Raw genomic sequence first — 20,910 nt, forward strand, 5'->3', positions numbered from 1 at the left:
CACCCGACGAAGCGCGAACCATCTCGGATCACCTCCGAGAATCCCCCGGCTGCGCGCCGTGGGGAGGATGTCAACTCGACGGGCTCAAGGCCCGGATAACGTGGGCGGCGCGCATCGTAGATGATTCGCGCCGCTTCGATCAAATTCTTCGATGGCAAGCAACCGCGATTGACGCAAGTGCCGCCGATGGTTCGCTCCTCTGTCATGACGGCTGTTTTGCCGAGTTCTTGCGCGCGAAGCGCCGCCGCGAAAGCGGTTGAACCCGATCCCAAAATCACCAGATCGTAACTTTTCGCCTCGCTCATCGGCCCTCCTCTTCGTAGCGCAACTTGACGGAGAAACGATCGTGCGGATCGGTTTCGAGCGCGCGCTTGGCCGCGCGTCCGATGCGCCGTGCGTTCGTCTTCCGCGGGTCGAATCGGACCACAACGTTGATCGGGGGCTTTTCGCCCTCGACGCGCACCTCTGTTACGCCGCGCTCTTTTTTGAGCGCCTCGACCACGCGCGTCGCACAAGAAGAACAACGAAAGCGGTTCGAGTTGAGCGTCGCTTGGTCGCGCTTCTCTTTGACGAGCAGCTCTCCGCCGCTTTGCGCAACCGCTGCTCCGTTAAGCAGGGTCGTTAGTAGAGCGATCCAAAGTATCTTGACGTACCTCATCGGTGTAACCTCCTTATCCATCTTTTGAGAGCGTCAACGTTCCGCAACGGCTTCTTCTAGCTTCGCGCCCTAGCGGCGATCAGTTCGTTCACTTTCGAAGAGAGTTTGTCCCCGTTCAGCATGAACTCCGGCGGCAGAGAACGAAGCTGGTGCGTGTAGTAGTTAGGCTTCGGCGGCTCCGCGCCCCACTCAGCGCTGCGGTCGTAAACGTAGTAAACGTCCCAAGCCGGCTCACGCATGTTCATCAAACGCTGGTAGATGGTCCTCATCTCGCCGTGCGCGTCCCAGTAATGACGAACGCGCCCGTCGGTTAGCCGCATCGCGGCTGCTGGCACTTTGCCCTCATCATCTGTCGGAAGCGCCGGCACCCAGACGACGTACAGCCGAAGATCATCGCTGTTGATCTTCGCGAGAAGTTTATCGCGCAACTCGCTCACCCCTTTTTCAGCACAACCCGGACAAGTCGGCGAAAGAAGCGTGATGAGCCTGACGCGGCCCCTATCCCGATTAAACTGCGCGCGCAAGTTGTCGAGATCCTTCGAATACTGAACCGCTGCCGCCGAATCGTTCATTTGGTCTCCTTCCCGAAGGCTTCTAACGGTCGTACAACAGGCTTCCTCCGCTCGTTGCCCCATAGAACTTAAGCTAGCGGCCGTTTCGATAATCTCGGCGGAATAACCGCTGTTGTGTACCGCAGCGATCAGATCTTCCGCTCGCGCAAGGCGCGGGTCATATTTGACGACCGCCTCCGCGCGATCGAAGTTGACTTCAGCTTGATGCACTCCCGCCACACCTTCGAGCGCAAGCTTGACCGTAGTCGCGCAGCTTGCGCAACTCATGCCACCGATCCTTAGCGTTACGCTCTGTTCGGAAAGGGAGGTTGGCTGTGCGCTTTGCTGCCAGCGTTCGACGAGCTGGCCAGCGTAGCGCGGCAAGAGAGCGAAAGCGATCACCGCAATGGTCGCCAGCCATAAACCGAAACGCATTTTCCCGCTCGGTGGATGGACGGCACAAGATTCACCAGACGAACAGACTCTTCGCGGCTGAACGTAGGCGCGGTAGAAACCGAAAGCCAGCAATAATACGGCAACAGCGAGCAGAAAAGGGCGCGCCGCCTCGAACACAGTCGCCGCGCCGAACGCGCCCACGCCAAGCAAGACGAAGAGCAAAGGTCCAACACAGCAAAGACTCGCTGCCAGCGCGGCGATGATGGCCCCGCCGATGGCTATATCCTCTCGCTTCATTCTTTTCATCCTTTTCCCTCCTTCGTGTGGCTGATCTCATCGACGACCGGGCACTCGGCCACCTTCCCGTGGCGCCGCAACTCGCGCTCGCACTCATCTAGGTAGCGATGTAGCAAGCGCCGCATTCGACGTAGCTCAGCGATACGCTCGTCGAGCTCCTTGATCTTGACCTGCAGAAGATCACGCATCTTTTGACATTCCGAGATGCTATCTTTTGAAGAGAACAATGCGGCGATCTCTTCGAGCGAAAAACCAATGCTTTGCGCTTGCTTGATGAAGCGCACGCGCGCGATCACGTCGCTTTTGAAGAGGCGAAAGCCTCCCGTCGTGCGCGCAGCGGGAGGGAGCAGCCGACGTCGCTCGTAGTAGCGAATCGTATCCACGCTCACACCGGCACGTGCGGCTACTTCCCCGATCAGCAGTTCTGATGCAGGGAACCTCCTCTTCATCCGTTGAAGCGTTTACACCCTCGACCGCACTCCAGAGTCAAGCGCGTAAATGAAGTTGGCAATGAGAGGAAAGGATAGGAACGGTTGTACGGGGGCGAAAGCGGCGAATTGAGCGCTGGCGTCGAGCGTCGCCTTCGTCGCCAGCGCCATCGAGCCTATGCCGACGCCGCTCAAGCCGCGCTGTTCGGCCCAAGACGAGATTTAGCTTGAACGGATTTCGCTCAGGGCGCTTCCTTTTTCTTCGGCTCAACCGGTCCACCAGCAGCGACCCACGCATCCCATCCGCCCTTAAGCGCGCGCACGCGCGTGAAACCGTTGTTGATGAGCGTCAACGCCACACGGGCGCTCGTCCCCTCGCTCGGTCAAGTGCAGAAAGTGACGATTTCACGATCTTTGGGAAGCTCCGACAAGCGCTTTTCGATCTCATCGGGAGCGATGCGGCGCGCGCCCTTGATCGTTTGGTCGCTTGAGTCATAAGCTGCTCCAGCGCGCACATCGAGAATGACCACTGGCTCACCTTTGGCGATCTTCTCCTTGAGTTCTTCCACCGCGATGCGTTCGACCTCGGATGGTCTGGTTGGCTTCTGTCTGCGCGCTTCGCCTTGCTGCGCGAAAGCGATCGGCGCGCAAAACAACGCCACGAAGAACCCACAAGCAATGAAACGTTTCATCTTCCGCCATCCTCCTTAAAGACGATCTCGGCAACGTGAACAGCCTTACCCCCAAACGCCCCCCGAATGGCGCGGTGATTTCTCCGAACGCGAATAATCTTACTCCTGAAAGCCCCTTTCGCCAACGCTTGATCATCGAACCAGTTTGCGTGCGATCTCGGCCACATGCCGCCCTTGAAAACGAGCGATGGCGAGCTCGTTTTCGCTCGGCTGACGCGAGCCGTCGCCGCCCGCAATGGTTGCGGCACCATACGGGCTGCTGCCTGTGATCTCGTTCATGTTGAGCAGTCGCTGCTCCGAGTAAGGGACACCGACGATGATCATGCCGTGATGAAGCAACGTTAGGTGAAAGCTCGTGATGGTCGTCTCTTGTCCGCCGTGTTGCGAGGCCGTGGAAGTGAAAACGCTCCCGACTTTGCCGATGAGCGCGCCACTGGCCCATAGACCGCCGGTCTGGTCGAGAAAGTTGCGCATCTGCGCGCACATGTTGCCGAAGCGCGTCGGTGTGCCGAAGATGATCGCATCGGCCTCTGCCAGTTGCTCGGGCCGCGCGATGGGAACATGAGCGAAAGCCTTTTTCGCTGCTTTAGCTCCGGTCTTCTCCAATATCTCGTCGGGCACGAGTTCCGGCACCTGATAGAGCGAAACCTCTGCGCCCTCGACCTCCCCAGCCCCAGCCGCCACGGCTTCGGCCATTTTATAGACGTGCCCGTACATGCTGTAGAAGACAACTTGAACCTTGACTGCCATGCTTCAACCTCCTGCCGAAATTTGTCGCAACAAACTTCTCCTCGAAAGAGCGGACCGCCCCTGACAAAGGCCCGGCTCAAAGAGCGGACCGCCCCTGACAAAGGCCCGGCTCGATGATCTGCCTGCTTTGAAGTCGGTTCGCTTCAGGCGAGTTGTAGCATGGACCGCCGAGCAGTGTAAAGACTTCCGTCACCGTCGGCCCCCAACAAGGGGGAGAATGGAACGGGCGCGAACCACAAAGTCGCAAAGACTTTTGACGCCGTCGGCTTTCAACAGATGATGCGCGGTGTGGAGTATCTGAAGCCGCATATCGTCGCAAAGACTTTTGACGCCGTCGGCTTTCAACAGCGCGACGCGACCAGCGCGCACGCGATCCGAGAGGCAAAGATTTTCGACTTCCTCATGGTGGGCTTTCAACCGTCATCGCACCGCGCACTCTTTTGCGGCGCAGTGCTTTTGGAGGAGCCTTTGCGATCGACAAGAGGTCTCGTGGCGCGATTTGACACACGGGCGTTTTTGGCGCAAAATAAAATTCCTTTCCTCCTGTGGATCTTGCCCGCTGCATGCTTCTCGCGTATGCAGCGGATTTTTTATTTCGCCTGCAGCCGTGCAACGGCGCGGCCTGCCGAGCCGTTGGGCGATTCTTTAAGGAGCCCCGTTTCGTTCATCTTCGCGAAACCTCTGGACAGTGAAGCGGTAGAGACGGAAAGGTTCATTGCCCTGCAGACCAGCCTTGTGCATGACGATGGCGAGCTGTTGTTCGACCGTTTCGACGCCCTCGATGGCCGGCAAGAGCAGCCCTCGTTTGGTTCGACTTTCGTTCTCCACCAAGAGGCCATAGGTTCGCGGGTCCAGTCCATCGAGCGTGGTCGGTTCGAGTGCCGACAAGATGTCGACTGAAAAACGTAGCGACAGGAGTTCTTCTACGGAGACGGGCGCAAAACGCGGGTCGCGCGTGGCGGCATTGATGGCGTTGGCGATGACCTCTTCGGCAAGACTTGGCTGAGATGGCTCGACCGTTCCCATGCATCCGCGCAGTTTTCCATCAAGCGTCTTGATGCAAACGAAGCAGGCAGCACGCGCCAACCGGGCCGTTGCTGGAGGTCTAATGACCTGTCCGCGCACGAGGTATTCCTCGACGGCTTGACGCGCCAAGGAAACCAAACAGTACTTTGCGCTGGCGGCAGTCATTTTTCGCCGTGCTCCTCGCCATCATCCGACGAGAGCGAGCAGATCTGCGCGACCATATAACCGACGCCGAAGGGCGCCTCGTAATGGAGCAGCTCGCACTTGCGCGGAAGATCGCGGCTCGCGCCGATCGAAACGAGCATTGAACGGTAACCACACTCGCCGGCGATGCGACGTAAGTTAGGATCCATGTCAGGTATCCTTTCGAGCGCGCACGTCCGAATGCTCGCGGTGATCTCTTCATCGAAGAGGCGCGCTTGCGGGTGGTATCCCGCCGGTGCGTCCGGTTTGAGGCGATGGCTGAGATCGCCGCTCGCCACAAGGGCGACACGCCGACGCACCTTTTCCGCTGCGCGTCGTAGGCACTCACCGAACCTCATGTGATCATCATTGGAGAGAAAGGTGTAACCGAGGGCGACGACGCGCCCGCGCCAACCATTTCTTTGTAAAAAGTAAAGCGGCACTGCAGTCCCATGATCGAGCCTGTAGCCGCGAAGCGGCACGATGCGGTAGCCACGCTCGGCGGCAACTTCCTGAACCGCGCGGAGCAGCGCGCGATCAGTGAGCGCGCGCACCTCCGCTTGCGGCGCGCGAAAAGCAGCGAAGTCCCCTTGGACCTGTTGGTCGGCATAGACGACGAACGCATCGGGCTGAAGCGGCGCATGCGGCGAGACGATCACCACCGTCTCGGCGCGATTGGCGATGATGCGGCGCGCAAATTCACGCATCGCCGCAACGGAGCCTTCCACCTGCGCAACGTGCTCGCGCCCGACTTCCGGCACCATGATCGGCGGATGCGGAGCGATGCCGACAAAGACCAGACCGCTTGCCGTCATCTTCCTCTCCTCGAAAGATCCCGATTTTCGCCCTGTAAAAGATTTTATCAAAGGCCGCCCGAAAGTCGCCACCGAAAAAGCTTCAGCGAAAAAACATTGGTCGGCACAAAACATCCGGGCGCGGTTTTAGGGAGCCGTCGCCGAAACAGCCTCACAGTGCGGTGGCGAATCGAAGGGCGCAATCTGGTTGGACCAGTCTCCAGATAGTTCCCGACGCGAAGCTCAGGCAAGATTTCGGCGATGAAGCTCCGCGCAACGTCTTTATTGAGAAGGCTTCGTCTCCAACCGAACAAAGCCGGACGCGCAATCGCTCGCATAGGAGGAGTTGCTCAAGCGTAGGAGAAATGCGAAACTCGCCGTCGGTCTCAACTCGAACGGCACTGATGAATGGGTTGGAAGCGTCTGAGAGAAAAGCGCGCGCCTTGAAAGATTGGGACCATCAAACGAGGCAGCGCGCCTCGCGTCGAGCTTCAAAATGGCCGAGAGGTGGTGAGCTAACTGCGAAGCTAAAACGGCTGTCGCACGAAAAGGGGATTGAAACTCGTTCCACAGTCGTGCGTCGCCTTTGAGCAAGCGCCGCGGCTACTTTTCCGTCGAGATAGATGAACGCTTTGTTCGACATCGCGATCGTTGGAGCTGGTCCAGCGGGATCGTTCGCCGCCGAACTTCTCGCACGCACCGGAGCGCGCGTCGCGCTCTTCGATGGCCGCCCGCACAAGGAACCAAAGGCGTGCGGCGGCGGCGTAACCTCCAAGGCGCTGCGCGCGTGGCCGCATCTATTGAACGCTCCGTCGCGCACCATCACGCGCGTCGAGATGATCTCGCCGAGCGGCAAAAGATTGCCTCTCCGCTTGCGCGAGCCCTTCGCCATCTACTCGCGCCGTGCGCTCGATGGCTACCTTCGCCTGCGAGCCGAAAGAGCCGGAGCTGAGATCTTCAAGACGCGAGCCAGTGATTTCGCCCGCGATGGAAGGATATGGACCATACGCGCTAAATCAGGATCGGTCTTGCGAGCGAAGTTTTTGGTGGCCGCCGATGGCGCAAACAGCTCTTTCGCCAGACGTCTCGCCGAACGCATCGCCAACGCCGACATGGAGGTCGCCTTCGGCTATCGCGGTCCACTGACGCGCGAGGTCGCGACGGTGATCTCTTTTCTGCCCGGATGGGCCGGTTACGCTTGGGCCTTTCCGCGGCTCGACCATATCTGCTTCGGCATCGCAGTGGGTCAGGAGGGTTTCGATCACGACGCGCTTGACAATCATCTTCGTCGCTTCATCGTCGATTACTACAATCCGCGCGCAGCATCGAAAGAACCCCCGGTTGATATAGATCGACTCCCGCTGGTGCGTTACGCCGCGCGCATTCCGGGACTGAGCGCCGAGACGCTGGATCGTCGGCGAACCGTCGGCGATGGGTGGGCGCTGCTTGGCGACGCCGCCGGTTTCGCTGATCCAGTGACGGGCGAAGGGATCTATTACGCCCTGCGATCGGCGGAACTGTTTGCCCAAAGCCTGGCGCAAGATGCCGCTCGCTCTTACGAGGAACGCTGGCGCGAAGATTTTGGGCAACAGTTGCGACGCGCGGCGCAGATGCGGCGCCGTTTCTACGGCGACCTTTTGGGCGCGCCCTTCTCCGAACGCATGATCGAATTGGGACGCGCGCACCGCGGCGTGCGACGCACGCTGCGCGAGTTGATCGCCGGCGATCAAGGCTACGTCGATCTCAAACGAACGCTGTTCCGACGCTTCTTCTGGCCTTTCGACTGATGTCTCGAACGAAGAGATGAGGAAACCGATCCCGTGACTCGTTTTTCAAACGATCGGTTGTCGTTCCGAAAGGGCTATGCTCGAAAGAGCAGAGCGAGAAAACTGTGAGCGGCACTTCGACCAGCGTCCCGTGGCTGCGTTATGTTCGCAAAGAGCGGGGCGAGCGATCTGCCAATCCGCATCGGATGCTTGAGCGACTCGGCAAAGGCTCTTCTTCGCTCGCTTCAAACGCGACGCGCAAGTTTTGCCTGCATCGCGCGCCCCCCGTTGGCCCGCGCTCTCTTCGTCAAACGTCAAGGTTGCGCACGTCGAGCGCGTTCTCCTCGATGAAGCGGCGGCGCGGTTCGACCGCATCGCCCATCAAGATCGTGAAGAGCTGGTCCGTCTCCACCGCGTCGTCTATCTTGACCTGCAACAGCGTTCTCTTTTCCGGATTCATCGTCGTTTCCCATAACTGCTCTGGATTCATCTCGCCCAACCCCTTGTAACGCTGAATGGTCAGATCCTTCTTGGCCGCTGCCAAAACCTTTTCGAGCAACTCTTCGCGCGAGGCGACTCTCTCGCGCGAACCGTTTTGCTGAACGGTGAAAGGCGAGGCGAGATGGTCTTCGAGTATCGTATGGAGTTCGACCGTCTTCTGGAACTCGACGTGACTGGCCAGTTCCCAATCGAACATGATCTGTGCGTCGGTTCGGTTTTTGACCTCAATCTCCCATAGATCATGCTCTTCGTCGGTGGTCAACTCCGTCTCGTAGCCGGCTTTGGCCAGCGCCTCTTCCACCTTCGCCATCAATCTCCCCTCTCGCTCTTGGAACAGATCGCGTAGCGAGAGGCCACGCTTGCGGCGCAGCACGCCCTGCTTTCCAGCCAACGCCTCAAGCAGCGTCCGTAGAAGCTGGTCGTCACCCCCAAAACGACGCACTGTCTTATCAAAATAGCGGCGAAACTCCGCCGTCTGTTCCAGCAAACGCGCTAGGTCTCGCCCTTCGATTACAGCGCCGCTTCCTTCCGATTTCACCTTGACGTCGTTGGTTGCGATCTTCATCAAGTAGCGGGTTAATGACCGCTCGTCCTTGATGTACTCTTCGCGCTTGCCGTGCTTGACCTTGTAAAGCGGCGGCTGCGCGATGTAGATGTGACCCCGTTCGATCAATTCCGGCATCTGCCGGTAGAAGAAAGTGAGCAACAGCGTGCGAATGTGCGACCCATCGACATCAGCGTCGGTCATGAAGATGACCTTGTGATAGCGCAATTTATTGATATCGAAGTCATCCTTGCCGATCCCTGTGCCGAGCGCGGTGATCAACGTCTTGATTTCGCTGTGCGAGAGCATCTTGTCAAACCGCGCCTTCTCCACGTTCAAGATCTTGCCTTTCAACGGCAGCACCGCTTGGTTGCGACGGTCGCGCGCTTGTTTGGCCGAGCCGCCCGCCGAATCGCCCTCGACGATGTAAAGTTCACACAGTGCCGGATCCTGCTCCTGACAATCGGCCAGCTTGCCGGGCAAACTAGTCACGTTTAACGCGCTTTTGCGGACGATCTCACGCGCCTTGCGCGCCGCTTCGCGGGCGCGTGCGGCGTCGATCGCCTTGCCGACGATGCGGCGCGCAACGCTTGGATTCTGTTCGAAATATTCGGCGAGCTTTTCGTTCAGAAAGGATTCAACCGCACCCTTGACATCCGAATTAAGCTTGCCTTTGGTCTGCCCCTCGAATTGCGGTTGCGGCAGTTTCACGCTGATGACGGCGACCAATCCCTCGCGCACGTCGTCGCCGGTCAAGGAGCCTTTGAAGTTCTTCGCCAAGCCGGAAGATTGCGCGTAATTGTTGATCGTGCGCGTTAGCGCCGAGCGGAAACCCGACAGATGCGTTCCGCCATCCACCGTGTTGATGTTGTTGGCGAAGGAATAGACCTTTTCGTCGTAGCCGTCGTTGTACTGAATGGCGACCTCGATCGAAAGATTCGGATCCCGCTTCTCGAAATAGATGGGTTTATCGTGCAGAACGTTCTTGTTCTTGTTCAGGTGGCGAACGAATTCGGCGATGCCGCCCTTGTAATGGAACTCGTGCCGCCGCTCAGGCTCTTCGCGCTCGTCCGTGATGGTGATTCGAATGCCCTTGTTTAAAAAGGCCTTTTCGCGCAAGCGCTCGGAGAGGCGGTCGAAACTAAACTCGGTGGTCTCAAAGATCTCCGGATCAGGCTTGAAAGTGATCTTGGTCCCGCGTCGGCGCGTCTTTCCGGTCGCGACCAGTGGAGCAACGGGAATGCCGCGGCGATACTCCTGTTCCCAAGTCTTACCGTCGCGCCAAATCTCCAACCGCAACCATTCGGACAAGAAGTTGACGCAACTGACGCCCACGCCATGCAATCCGCCTGAAACCTTGTAGGCGTTGGAGTCGAACTTGCCGCCGGCGTGAAGCTTGGTCATGACGACTTCAGCCGCCGAGCGCTTCTCCTGTTTGTGATAATCAACGGGGATTCCTCGTCCGTTATCGACGACCGTGACGGAATTGTCCAGATGAATCGTCACTTCAATCGTGTCGCAATAGCCAGCGAGCGCTTCGTCAACCGAATTATCGACCACTTCATAAACCAAGTGGTGAAGCCCGAGTTCGCCCGTTGAACCGATATACATCGCCGGGCGCTTGCGTACGGCCTCGCGCCCTTCAAGCACCGTAATGGAACTGGAATCGTATTTTTCCGCTTCTTCCTTGATGTCCTTGATATTCGTCGCCAATTCTCGTCTCACCTCCGAATTCCTGTTACCGTTGAACGCGCTTCAGCTCCCCTCGCAGACTCCAACCTTCACCGCCCGCGGTGAAGAAGGGCGGATAAGACCTTCTTTTACTTCGTACAACGAGGCGTGTGCGCGGATCTCTTGAACGAGAGCCTCTTTGGAGGTCGTGACAAAGGTTTGCGTTCGCCCCTCCAGATGCTCCAACAGACTACCGATCCTCTTCCGGTCGAGTTCTGCATCGATGTCATCAACCAGCAAGAGCGGATACTCGCCGTGCCATAGATGATACACCGAGATCGCCGCTAAATCAAGCGTAATCAACGCGCTACGCTGTTGGCCGGCGCTGCCAAAAGCCCTTATGTCCCGTCCGTCAAACAGTATCTCGAGGTCATCTCGATGGGGGCCGACGAGCGAATATCCGGCGGCTATTTCGGCGGGCAGGCGCTTCTCCAACCTTTCGGCCAGCAACGCGCGGTAGTCGCGCGCGTCGCCTTTGCCTTCCAACGACGAGAGGTAACGAACTGTTATCTCTTCGCGGCCGAAGAGTTTCCGTTCAAGCACGGCATTGAGGCGCGCGACGTAATCCGTGCGCGCAGCATGTATTTGCGCGCCCAGTTCAACGAGCTGCTCGTTCCATGGCGAGATCTCTGCGCGCGCCCGCTCGTCGCCCATTTTGCCCTCGGCAACCATTTGCAGCAGACGGTTCTTCTGCTTGATGATGCGACCGTAATCGGCGAGCGTTTGTAAGTAAGCGTGGTGAAGCGAAAGAGCGCCGCGGTCAAGAAAGCGCCGACGCGCTTCCGGCGCGCCACGCACGATCTCCAACTCCTCGGACGTGAAAGCAACGACGTGGAGCTGCCCGACGTAGTTGGCTACTGTTTCGCGCTTGCCGTTGACGAAAAGCAGTTTGGTCTTCCCTTGAAGCGTGACCTGCAAATCACGGTGGATTTCGCGGCTGCGTTGGATGCGCCCGCGCGCGAACGCCAAATCAGCGCCGAAACGGATCGCTTCCTGCGGCCGCTGGGTACGAAAAGATTTCGTCGTGGCTAGAAGGTAGATGGCTTCGAGCCAGTTGGTCTTCCCTTGCCCGTTGTCGCCGAAGATGATGTTTATTCCCGGGCTCCAAGAGACTTTGCCGCCCAAATTCCTGAACTGGTGGATTTCAAGGGATTCAAGCAGCATGGCTGAAATTCTATCATACTAGCATAACTCTACACACGATTTACGTGGCTGGAAATCAATCAAGTCGCCACCTTGTTCCTATTCTTTGTAAGATCCTAACTCCATAGCAAGTAACGTCTGAAAGCCCGGTCTTCACTGCCGCTCAACATGACGACCAGCGCAAGTTTCTTGTCGTACTCGCCTCAACCGATAACGCTCCGCACCTGCGCGGTATGTTGACTAAGGATCCGCGTCTTTGTCGCTCCCGAGCGTGGCGAGAGAAAGAAGTCATTTTCCAATGCAAAAGGTGGAGAAGATTTGAGTTAGTACATCTTCAGGAGTCGTCTCCCCAGTGATCTGGCCGAGATAGCGCAGCGCGTCGTAAAGGCCAACCAAAACCAATTCCTCGCTTGCGCTTTCCTCTAGAAGTTTTCGCGAAGCTTTCAGAGAATCGCTTGCGCGACGCAGCAAATCGTAATGCCGAGCGTTGGTCAAAAGAAGCCCTTCGATCGAATTTTCGGGCGCCGAACAGGAACGCAACACGGCCTTCCGCAGATCCTCCAGTCCTTGTCCAGTGCGGGCTGAAACGGCAATGACTTCCACGCCGTCGGTCACTACCTGCAGCAACCGTTGTAGCGAGAAGCTTCCCAGATCGCACTTGTTAGCGACGATCAAGTGGGGGCTTTCGGCAACCTCCGAGATCAGCTCCTGATCCTCTGCAGTCAAAGGTTCAGAGCCATCCACGACAACAAGCAACAGATCTGCGTCAGAGATGGCGCGGCGAGTGCGCTCGATGCCTATGCGCTCGATGGCGTCCGCAGACTCGCGCACGCCCGCTGTGTCTGTGAGAAGGACGGGAATACCTTCAAGGTTGATCACCTCGCTCAGAGCATCTCGCGTGGTCCCGGGAAGGTCCGTCACGATGGCCCGATCTTGTTTAAGCAAAGCGTTGAAAATGCTAGATTTACCCACATTAGGCCGCCCCACCAGGGTTGCCTTCAAGCCGTCTTTGAGCAACCTTCCAGCGCGAAAAGTCGCAGCCAGTTCATCTACCATGCGAATGAGATCAGAAAGCCGCGCGCTTAATCGTTCGATTTCGACATTGGGCAGGTCATCCTCAACGAATTCCAGCGATGATTCCAACGGGACGATGATTTCGAGCAAGGTCTCTTTGAAAGGTTGCAAGCGGGCGGAAAGCTCGCCGCCCATTTGCCGCGCAGCTTGACGCGCGGCGGCGGTGGTTCGCGCTTCGATGAGATCGCGGATGGCTTCAGCTTGGCTCAGGTTAAGTTTGCCATTTGCAAGGGCGCGCAAGGTAAACTCTCCCGGCTCGGCTGCGCGCGCTCCGAGCCGAAGCAGCGCGTCCACGATTTGAAGCAAGAGAACCGGTGAGCCATGGCAACTGAACTCAATCACGTCTTCGCCCGTGAAGGAGCGCGGAGCTTGAAAGTATGTGACAAGAGCGCGTTCCAACTCCTCGCCCGTCCCCGGATCGCGCAGAACACGGAGCGAGACGCGATTCGGTTCCGGCTCGAAATTTGGCCTGCGCAGGAGTTTGCCCGCCAGTTCAAGCGCTTGCGGGCCGCTCAAACGGATGATGCCGATGCCGCCCCGTCCGGGCGGCGTCGAGACGGCGACGATGGTATCGCTTGCTTGCATTGTAGGCGGGCGCTTAGGCCAATCCGACGGTTGGCTCGGCAGTCAATTCAGACGCTCTCAGGTCGCGGTTCGTTTCAAACTCACTTTGAGACGACGCTGCTGGCCTTCGCCAAAGGACTCGGTGATAAGGTCTTCGTTGCCAGCGAGGGCTAAGTGGATTATGCGCCGTTCGTTGGCGTTCATCGGGCCGAAGATGAACGGCGCGCCAGTGGAGCGAACTCGCATGGCCGCATGTTGAGCCATAGCGCGCAGTTCCACTTCGCGCTCAGCACGAAAACCGTGCGAATCGCAGATGATTCGTGCTCCCTTTGGAAGCGAGCTGAGAAAAATCTGGTTGAGGAGATCCTCCAGCGCGTAAAGCAGTTGGCCGCCCTCGCTGCGCAGAAGGTGCTCATCTTTGCCGGTGATCTCCACTGCACAAGCCTCGGCAGAGGCAGAAGCGTAAGCGCGCAACTCAAAGCCAGCGCAGCGGAAAAGATCGTTCAAGAACCTTTCTGCCTTTCGTCCTATCTCGTTCATCTCGCAGCGGCTGAAGCAGGCGAAGCAGCTCGCCCGCCTTTTCCTTTAGCTGTAACCTCTTCCCTTTCAGTCGGCGGCGGCTCGTCGTCTTCGGATTTTAGCATACGATTGATGACGAGTTGTTGACCGAAGCCGACGAGGTTGCCGACGAACCAGTAAACCAATAGACCAGAAGGCGCGCTCCAGAGCATGTAAAGCATCATCACGGGCAAAACTACGGCCATCATGTTCCGTTGCATGCGCGCCGCAGGATCGTTGGAGGGCGTGGGCGTCACGATCTGAAGCACGAAGAGCGATGCGGCCATCAAAACGGGGAGGATGTGGAGCGGGTCAGCTGCCGATAGATCTGGCATCCAGAGAAATGAGGCTTGGCGAAAGTCGAGCGAGATGGTGATGGCTCGATAGAGCGCAAACAGAAAAGGCATTTGGATGAGGAGCAGCATGCAACCACCGAGAAAGTTCGCTTCTTTCATCAGCTTGATCTGCTCCATCTGGAGCTCCTTGTAACGCGGATCTTCCGGCTTCAAGCGCTTCAGCTTTTCCTGTAACTCCTTCATGCGCGGCGCGAGCTTTTGCGCCCGCTTCATCGATTTGGTTGAGCGCCATTTGAGCGGGAAAAAGAGCGAATAGATGATGACAGTGAAAATGATGATGGCTGCGCCGTAGCTTCCCGTCCACCCATACAAATGTTTGATCGACCAAAGGATAGGCACTGCCAGCGGACGCGAAATGCTGGCGAGAAAGCCGTAGTCGATCAGCTTTTCGAGATCCACCGTGCGGCCGACGGCGCTGCTCACCGTTGCGCTCGCTTCCTGCAAGAGGTAATGGTCTTTTGGTCCGACGTAAAACCTCGACGCCGTGCCATCAGCCGGAACGTCGAGCAGTCCGGTGATCAAAAAGCGCTCTTCTTTCTGACCGTTGGCCTCATGCTCGTACCTCGAAGTGCGATACTCCACCCCCGTCGCAGGACGCTGTGGGACGCCGACCATGGCAAAGTACGTATCGCCGACGCCAGCCCAATCGACTCGACCTTGAAAAGCTTGGCGGTCGCCGTGATCCTTGTGGACCGCGGAAGCATGAACGCGTTGAACCTCGTCGTTGACGACGGCTACGCCTTCGGGCGGCACGGAGTAAAAAGTGTAATGCGGAATGCCTTGATCCCCGATGCTCGGACCGATGGCGAGGCGCGCTTCGGGAAGAGTCTGTCCGTCGCGCACGATCTTCAGCGCGAAATCAAACCCGTAGTTATCTGCGTTAAGGACCACCGTTTTGACCGCTTCCACGCGGGCGCTTTCATCACGCAGAATGAAATCGAGGCGTAGCGTCTGGCCGGGTTGAAGCTCCATGCGCGCGTCCGCTTCGCCATCCACGCCGCCTACCGTGTAGGTGCTGCGGTTGAGAAGATCGCTCAACGCCTTGTCATCGACTTGAACCTGCAACGGCGCCTCGCCCCGCTCTAAACCGACGGGCGAGATCAGTTCCAAAGGTTGCTTTCCGTCTTTGCCAACCGAATAGAGCGGGCGTCCCGTGTCCTTGTTCTTTTTGAGCACCCAACTTTCGAGAACGGCACCGCGATTAGTGAACTTCGCTTCGTAGAGCGGCGTCGAGATGGTGATCGAGCGCGGGCGACTTGTTTCAACAGGCGAAACAGGTAACGAAGCGCTCTCCAGCGTCGGCTCAGGTCGAGGAGCCGCCGGTTCCGAAGCGGTTTGTTGGGCGGAGGGTTTCGGCGGCGCTTGCGGGCGAAACATATATTCCCAAACGATCAGCACCGCTGCAGAAAGCACGAGAGCGAGTATGAATCTTCTGGTTTCCATCGGAATTTTCTGGGCTCACTGCGGCACCGCCCAACAAGAGGTGGCACCGGAGCTTTGATGCACATGGCTACTCAACTGGATCGTATCCACCAGCGCAAAAAGGATGACAACGCAAGAGTCGCCGCACTCCCATATACACACCGCGCCACGCCCCGTAGCGAACGATCGCTTCGCGCATGTATTCCGAGCAAGTTGGTATGAAGCGACAAGCTGGCGGCAGCAGCGGCGAGATGGCCGCCTTGTAAAAATCTAGAAGCGCTATCAGGAGATGTCTCACGAGTTTCGAACGCGACCAACGCCTCACGGGCGCTCGGCAATCAACGTAACAAGCCCTTTCGCTCGTTTTGTTCGCGTGCTCAGCAGCGCTTTTTGCCCTCCTCTTGCTCGGCAACTCGAGCGATAATGCGCCTAAGGTCTTCAAGTGGCTGCCAAACTTTTGCTTCCAGCAGGAGCCGGTTGGCATTGAGCACCCAGTCGTATTTCCAACGCAGACCGTTGAGATCCCTCCGGCTCAACCGGAAAGCCTCGCGCAACAGCCGCTTCAACCGGTTGCGCTCAACGGCGCGGCGTGCTGCCCGCCGCGAAGCGGTAACGCCCAGACGATGCCGGTCCAAATCGTTGCGTCGAACAAAGGCCGTCAAATACTGCCCGTCGTAGCGGCGACCAGAAGAGTAGACCAGACGAAAATCTGCCGAGCTGCTGAGCCTCGCCGACCTCGGAAGAGTGTATCTCAGTAGTGTTTCGGAGTGAGCCTCTTGCGCCCCTTGGCGCGCCGACGCTTGAGCACCAAGCGCCCCTTCTTGGTCGACATCCGAAGGCGAAACCCGTGCTTCTTCGCCCGCCGACGGTTGTTCGGTTGAAAAGTCCGCTTTGGCATAATCTTCCATTCCTTGAACGTTTTCCGAAAAGCATAAAGAGTAACTGGTAGCGAAACCCACTGTCAAGAAACCGGCCCCTTTTCGCAATGGTCTGGAACGAGAGTTCGGTACGGGCGCGACCACGCGACCAAAGGAGCAAAGAGTCCGAACTTCCTGCCTCTACGCTGACCCGTCAACGCCGCGGCCTGACTCGAACTTAAAACCGTAACTTGGTCGGTGATAAGCTCGCAAAAAGCGTGATTCCAAGGGAGAACTCTCGCTCCGAAACCCGCGGGTGAATCGAACTCGTCGAGAGGGGAAAGTCCGCTAGCGAAGATGATCTTTCACGGAAGCGCATGAACGAGTTAAGCCATGCGCCAGCTTCTTGCTTTAAGACACGGGAGATCAAATAAGGCCCCGAAAACATTTCGTCGAAGCTCCGAGCACCAAATCGCCTTGGAGGTTGCGGGTTGTGCGGTCTGCGTCACCTCCGTTCTTTGTGTCCGAAAATGGTTCTCGTTTTTATGGGAGGTGCCTTGCAAGCAGAAAAGTCCGCGGTAATCGCTTCGTGTGAACAGAGCAACTGGAAATTTCTTTCTGACCTGTGGAAAACCACTTGCCTTTTCCACTGAGATGTGCTAGTCTCCGCGCCGTTTTCAGACGAGTGAAAACTTGTAAACCATTGAAAATAAAATACTTAAAGTTCTACCTTAAGATCCATCGGGTTTTCCACAGCCCTGTGGAAAAACTTGTGGAAAACTTTTATCAAATTTTTTAAAAGAGGGTCAAAAACAGGATTTTCAACGGCTTCAACCACAGACATCAAAGAAGAGCTTGAGCGATCTTCTTTAAGAGTCGTATCTTTTTCATACGCGACTCGACGTTGTGGTTTTCGATCACTGAAGGAGAGGGAATCATGAACACTTCCGTCGAGGAGAGAATTTGGAGCGACCTTCTGCGCGCGATCGAGAAGCGTTTAAACAAACAAAGTTTCGAGACTTGGTTTCGTCCGATCCGTTTCGACGGATGCGACGAAACACGCCATGTCTTGCGCCTGTGTGCTCCCAATCAAATTATCAAGGACTGGGTCAGTTCTAACTATTCAGATATCCTGCGGGCCTCGCTCGAAGAGCTGAACCTCTCAACCTATCATGTCGATTGGAAGGTTGAGGATGAGGACTCCCTTGAGCAATCCATGGACGAAGCGCTGCTCTCTTATGACGATGGGTCTTTCTCCCTCTCCGAAGAGAGCGTGCGGGAGGTCGTGCTTCCAAAGAGCAAGGGAGCGAGCTTTCTTCCGCTGCTTGAAGCAGCCGAGGCCGAGGGGCTGATGCCAGGTGCGACCACGTTCGTCGACATTGAACCTCTGGAGCTATCGCTCAATCCCAAATACACTTTCCAGACGTTCGTCGTCGGCTCATGCAATCAGTTCGCCCATGCAGCGGCCTTGGCCGTAGCCGAATCGCCGGGCAAAACATATAATCCGCTTTACATCTACGGTGGCGTAGGGCTGGGCAAAACGCACCTCATGCATGCCATCGGCCACTTCATTCGCGAGCGTAACCGCCACCTGCGCCTTTCTTACATCTCGGCAGAGCGCTTCATGAACGAACTGATCAATGCCATTCGCTACGACAAAGTGCAGACCTTTCGCGAGAAGTACCGTTTCATCGACGTTCTCCTCATGGACGACGTCCAATTCATGGCCGGCAAGGAACGAACGCAGGAAGAGTTCTTCCATACCTTCAACGCCCTCTACGACGCACAAAAACAGATCGTCATCACCTCCGATTGCCCGCCGCGCGGTATTCCGATGATCGAAGAGCGGCTTCATTCGCGCTTCGAGTGGGGCTTGATCGCTGACATTGAACCGCCCGATCTTGAGACCAAGGTCGCCATTTTGAAACGCAAGGCCGATCTCGATGGCGTCGAACTCCCAGACGACGTCGCGTTCTTCATCGCCAGCAAAGTGAAAAGCAACATACGCGAACTGGAAGGTTCGCTCGTGCGTCTCGTCGCCATTTCGTCCTTGCGCGGACTGCCGATCTCGATCATGCTCGCCCAAGATGCCATTCGCAACATCGCCGAGGACGAACGACCAGCGGGAATCACCATTGAGCAGATCCAACGCGCCGTGGCACAATACTACAAGCTGCGCGTCGAAGATTTAAAATCTAAAAACAATTCACGACAAATCGCCGTGCCACGCCAGATCGCCATGTATTTGTGTAAGAAGCTGACAAAACACAGCTTCCCAGAGATCGGACGTGAGTTCGGCGGAAAGCACCACACAACCGTCATCCACTCCGTGGAGAAGATTGAAGCCTTAGTCGAGAAAGACCAAAATTTCCACAGGGTGGTGAGCGACATAATTGATAGTATTTGCAAATAATTAAAGGTTTTAACGGAGAAAAGATTTCCACAGTATGATTTTAATACAGAAGCTTTATTTTCAACAACTTAACTTTGAGTTTTCCACATTTCCACAGGTCCAGCGAAAAATGGCCTGTGGAAACTGTGGAAAACTTTGTGAGAGGTAAAAGTTTTCCACAGGAAACGGAGTTTTCCACAGAATTTTCCACAGGGCCTGTGGAAAACAACTTCTTCAGTATCAATGATTTAAGTGGGTTTTCCACATTTCCACAGGCCCTACTACTACTACTAGATATATATACAGGTGGTTAAATAGAAGTAGTAGTAGTAAAAAGCATGCGACGAGTTCAATTAGAAAGGAAAGGCAAGGTATGGAATTCGCAATCAGCAAAGGCTCTTTGCAAAGAGAACTGCAATTTCTCCAAGGCGTTGTCGAAAAGCGCAGCACACTGCCGGTCCTCGCCAACATACTAGTGGAATCGGTTGGAAACGACCGCATAAGGTTGTGGGCGACCGATCTGGACACAACCTTGCGATGCGAAGCCGAGGCCGAGATATTAACTTCAGGGCGAATGCTTATCGGCGCACGCAAGCTCTTTGATGTGGTTCGTTCGCTTCCTGACCAGACCGTTCATTTTCGGCGCGAGGCCAACGATTGGGTCGAACTCAGATGCGCCGCATCGCGCTTTCGCATTGCTGGACAGCGGGCTGAGGATTTCCCGCAACCCCCTACGGCAGATGCACCTTCCCCCATTCGGATTTCAGCCGTGGTCTTGCGCACTATGATCGAACGGACCATCTTTGCCATCACACTGGAGGAATCGCGCTACACGCTTTCGGGGGCGAAGTTCACGCTCGCTCCCGAAGATTTCAGGATGGTGACCACAGACGGCCACCGTCTCGCCTTCATCGAACGACGTACCTCTACGGGCGCGCGCGTGCCCATAGATGCCCTCGTTCCGCGCAAAACGCTCAGCGAACTGGTGCGGATAGCGTCTGCACATGAAGGGGAGATCGCTCTGTGGGCCGATCAGAACCACATCTTCTTCGAGGCAGGGCCGCGCTTTTTGATCGGAAGAAAGTTGGTCGGTCAGTTCCCGAACTACGAAATGGTCATACCCAAGAACAACCCGTGGAGCGTGCGCCTCGGGGCTGCTCCGTTGGCTGAAGCTATTCGCCGCGTCGCTTTGATGGCCGATGATCGCTCGCGCGCCATCAAGTTGACGTTTGCGCCGGGGACGCTTGTGATCAGCGCGCAAACAGCCGAAGAGGGGTCAAGCGAGGAAACGCTGGTTACTGACTACCACGGTGAACCGTTGGAGATCGGCTTCAACGCGCAGTACTTGCTCGATTTCCTCCAAGTTTTAGACCAAGGAGAAGTCGCCTTTGAGTTCAAAGACCCAAACTCACAGGCTCAACTGCGCCCAACTGATGACCAAGAGTACGATTACCGTTACGTTGTCATGCCGATGCGCTTGACATAGTAGCTGCCGTTGCTGTCCTCGGCGATTCCTGAAACCTTTGATTTGGTTTCCTCTTGCGCAAGCCACTTGATGCACGCGCAGAGGAGTTAACGCCAGAACCGGTCTTTATTTTGAATCACAGACGAAGCTGAAAGCGGGTTTTTGTGGGGGGTATCGCCGCACCAAAATCGATCTTTTGCTTTTCTCGCGTCGTCGCGCCGTGTTTGCGACGCGATGTTATCGCCGCACCGAAATCTTTGCACGCTCTTTGCAGCGGGCACGCTCGATTTTTGCCAGCCTTAAGCCTAGAAGTCTGTATGCGCAACGAGTCGCAAGCGCGGCATGGAGGGTGCACTCGACTCTTTGCTGACGTAAGCGCCGAATCCTGGCGTTTCATGCCGCGAGTCCTCCATTTCAAAGCAAGGCAAAGGGGCAAGTCGTTATTTCGCACGCCGTAGACTTTACAAGAGCTGTTTCCAAGTAACGCCTGAAAGCCCGGTTTTCACTACCGCTCAACATAACGACTGGAGCAAGTTTTGTCGGACTCGCTTCACCCGAAAACCACCACACAGATTCAGCAAGGTTCTCGCGGCGGACATTTTTAGGCAGTTTTCGCGCTCATCAAGGAAAACGACCTAGCCGGTTCTTCGCGGCTTTCGGGCATGCATTTGAGCAACGCATTGGAAAGTTACTATGTCTCTATTGGAAAGTTACCTAGTAGGGTTTTTCATCCGTCGCGTGCAAGCTGTCGCAGCAAAGATT

The 20,910-nt window shown here is 56.7% G+C and carries 20 protein-coding genes; 3 read left to right on the forward strand and 17 right to left on the reverse strand.

All coding sequences use genetic code 11. The features are described 5' to 3' along the window. The 9 genes from C4334_RS03815 to amrB all read right to left on the reverse strand — a co-directional run. A partial coding sequence (locus C4334_RS03815) for an FAD-dependent oxidoreductase (protein WP_352430756.1) occupies positions 1-305 on the reverse strand: 305 nt, incomplete at its 3' end. After that, entirely contained in the window at positions 302-658 is a 357-nt protein-coding gene (locus C4334_RS03820) for a heavy-metal-associated domain-containing protein (RefSeq protein WP_352430757.1), read from the reverse strand. The genes C4334_RS03820 and C4334_RS03815, both read right to left, overlap by 4 nt. Before the next feature lie 56 nt (positions 659-714). Continuing rightward, complete coding sequence (locus C4334_RS03825) at positions 715-1,911, reverse strand: mercuric transporter MerT family protein (RefSeq protein ID WP_352430758.1); 1,197 nt, start codon at positions 1,909-1,911, stop codon at positions 715-717. Beyond that, the gene (locus tag C4334_RS03830) at positions 1,908-2,351 is read right to left on the reverse strand and encodes a MerR family transcriptional regulator (RefSeq protein WP_352430759.1); all 444 of its coding nucleotides are present in this window, start codon (positions 2,349-2,351) and stop codon (positions 1,908-1,910) included. Before C4334_RS03830 ends, C4334_RS03825 begins: the two co-directional genes overlap by 4 nt. A 221-nt stretch (positions 2,352-2,572) precedes the next feature. Continuing rightward, positions 2,573-2,689: a rhodanese-like domain-containing protein gene (locus tag C4334_RS14780; RefSeq protein ID WP_502943394.1), complete on the reverse strand. Its 117-nt coding sequence runs from the start codon at positions 2,687-2,689 to the stop codon at positions 2,573-2,575. 24 nt (positions 2,690-2,713) lie between these two features. Further along, entirely contained in the window at positions 2,714-3,022 is a 309-nt protein-coding gene (locus C4334_RS03835) for a rhodanese-like domain-containing protein (protein WP_352430760.1), read from the reverse strand. Between the two features lie 132 nt (positions 3,023-3,154). Further along, positions 3,155-3,772, reverse strand: a complete 618-nt coding sequence (gene wrbA / locus C4334_RS03840) for an NAD(P)H:quinone oxidoreductase (RefSeq protein ID WP_352430761.1) — start codon at positions 3,770-3,772, stop codon at positions 3,155-3,157. A gap of 645 nt (positions 3,773-4,417) precedes the next feature. Further along, positions 4,418-4,963 (reverse strand): AmmeMemoRadiSam system protein A, encoded by a 546-nt coding sequence (gene amrA, locus C4334_RS03845; RefSeq protein ID WP_352430762.1) that lies wholly within the window; start codon positions 4,961-4,963, stop codon positions 4,418-4,420. Continuing rightward, a complete protein-coding gene (gene amrB, locus C4334_RS03850) occupies positions 4,960-5,796 on the reverse strand; it encodes an AmmeMemoRadiSam system protein B (protein WP_352430763.1) in 837 nt (278 codons plus the stop codon). Before amrB ends, amrA begins: the two co-directional genes overlap by 4 nt. A 602-nt stretch (positions 5,797-6,398) precedes the next feature. On the opposite strand from amrB, the gene C4334_RS03855 reads away from it, so the two are divergent. Next, positions 6,399-7,562, forward strand: a complete 1,164-nt coding sequence (locus C4334_RS03855; RefSeq protein ID WP_352430764.1) for an NAD(P)/FAD-dependent oxidoreductase — start codon at positions 6,399-6,401, stop codon at positions 7,560-7,562. A gap of 286 nt (positions 7,563-7,848) precedes the next feature. Here C4334_RS03855 and gyrB read toward each other — a convergent pair whose 3' ends face one another. From gyrB to rpmH, 8 genes are all read right to left on the reverse strand, one after another. Next, positions 7,849-10,311: a DNA topoisomerase (ATP-hydrolyzing) subunit B gene (gene gyrB / locus C4334_RS03860; RefSeq protein ID WP_352430765.1), complete on the reverse strand. Its 2,463-nt coding sequence runs from the start codon at positions 10,309-10,311 to the stop codon at positions 7,849-7,851. 30 nt (positions 10,312-10,341) lie between these two features. Beyond that, on the reverse strand, positions 10,342-11,481 hold the full coding sequence (gene recF / locus C4334_RS03865) for a DNA replication/repair protein RecF (protein ID WP_352430766.1): 1,140 nt from the start codon (positions 11,479-11,481) through the stop codon (positions 10,342-10,344). A 267-nt stretch (positions 11,482-11,748) separates the two neighbouring features. Next, positions 11,749-13,119 (reverse strand): tRNA uridine-5-carboxymethylaminomethyl(34) synthesis GTPase MnmE, encoded by a 1,371-nt coding sequence (mnmE, locus tag C4334_RS03870; RefSeq protein WP_352430767.1) that lies wholly within the window; start codon positions 13,117-13,119, stop codon positions 11,749-11,751. 57 nt (positions 13,120-13,176) lie between these two features. Continuing rightward, entirely contained in the window at positions 13,177-13,638 is a 462-nt protein-coding gene (locus C4334_RS03875) for a Jag family protein (RefSeq protein ID WP_352430768.1), read from the reverse strand. Further along, a complete protein-coding gene (gene yidC, locus C4334_RS03880) occupies positions 13,635-15,455 on the reverse strand; it encodes a membrane protein insertase YidC (RefSeq protein ID WP_352430769.1) in 1,821 nt (606 codons plus the stop codon). Before yidC ends, C4334_RS03875 begins: the two co-directional genes overlap by 4 nt. Before the next feature lie 67 nt (positions 15,456-15,522). Continuing rightward, positions 15,523-15,732, reverse strand: coding sequence for a membrane protein insertion efficiency factor YidD (gene yidD / locus C4334_RS03885; RefSeq protein WP_352430770.1), 210 nt, complete (start codon positions 15,730-15,732; stop codon positions 15,523-15,525). 79 nt (positions 15,733-15,811) lie between these two features. Beyond that, positions 15,812-16,189, reverse strand: coding sequence for a ribonuclease P protein component (gene rnpA / locus C4334_RS03890; RefSeq protein ID WP_352430778.1), 378 nt, complete (start codon positions 16,187-16,189; stop codon positions 15,812-15,814). Then, positions 16,186-16,332 carry a 50S ribosomal protein L34 gene (rpmH, locus tag C4334_RS03895; RefSeq protein WP_352430771.1) on the reverse strand — a complete coding sequence of 49 codons (147 nt, stop codon included), beginning with the start codon at positions 16,330-16,332 and terminating at the stop codon, positions 16,186-16,188. Before rpmH ends, rnpA begins: the two co-directional genes overlap by 4 nt. 896 nt (positions 16,333-17,228) lie before the next feature. Between rpmH and dnaA the strand changes: the two genes are divergently transcribed. Together dnaA and dnaN are read left to right on the forward strand one after the other, a co-directional pair. After that, positions 17,229-18,704 (forward strand): chromosomal replication initiator protein DnaA, encoded by a 1,476-nt coding sequence (gene dnaA, locus C4334_RS03900; RefSeq protein WP_352430772.1) that lies wholly within the window; start codon positions 17,229-17,231, stop codon positions 18,702-18,704. 352 nt (positions 18,705-19,056) lie between these two features. Beyond that, positions 19,057-20,169 carry a DNA polymerase III subunit beta gene (gene dnaN, locus C4334_RS03905; RefSeq protein WP_352430773.1) on the forward strand — a complete coding sequence of 371 codons (1,113 nt, stop codon included), beginning with the start codon at positions 19,057-19,059 and terminating at the stop codon, positions 20,167-20,169. Positions 20,170-20,910: the final 741 nt, after the last annotated feature.

This window comes from Pyrinomonas sp. (genome assembly GCF_040289685.1).
GTDB lineage: Bacteria > Acidobacteriota > Blastocatellia > Pyrinomonadales > Pyrinomonadaceae > Pyrinomonas.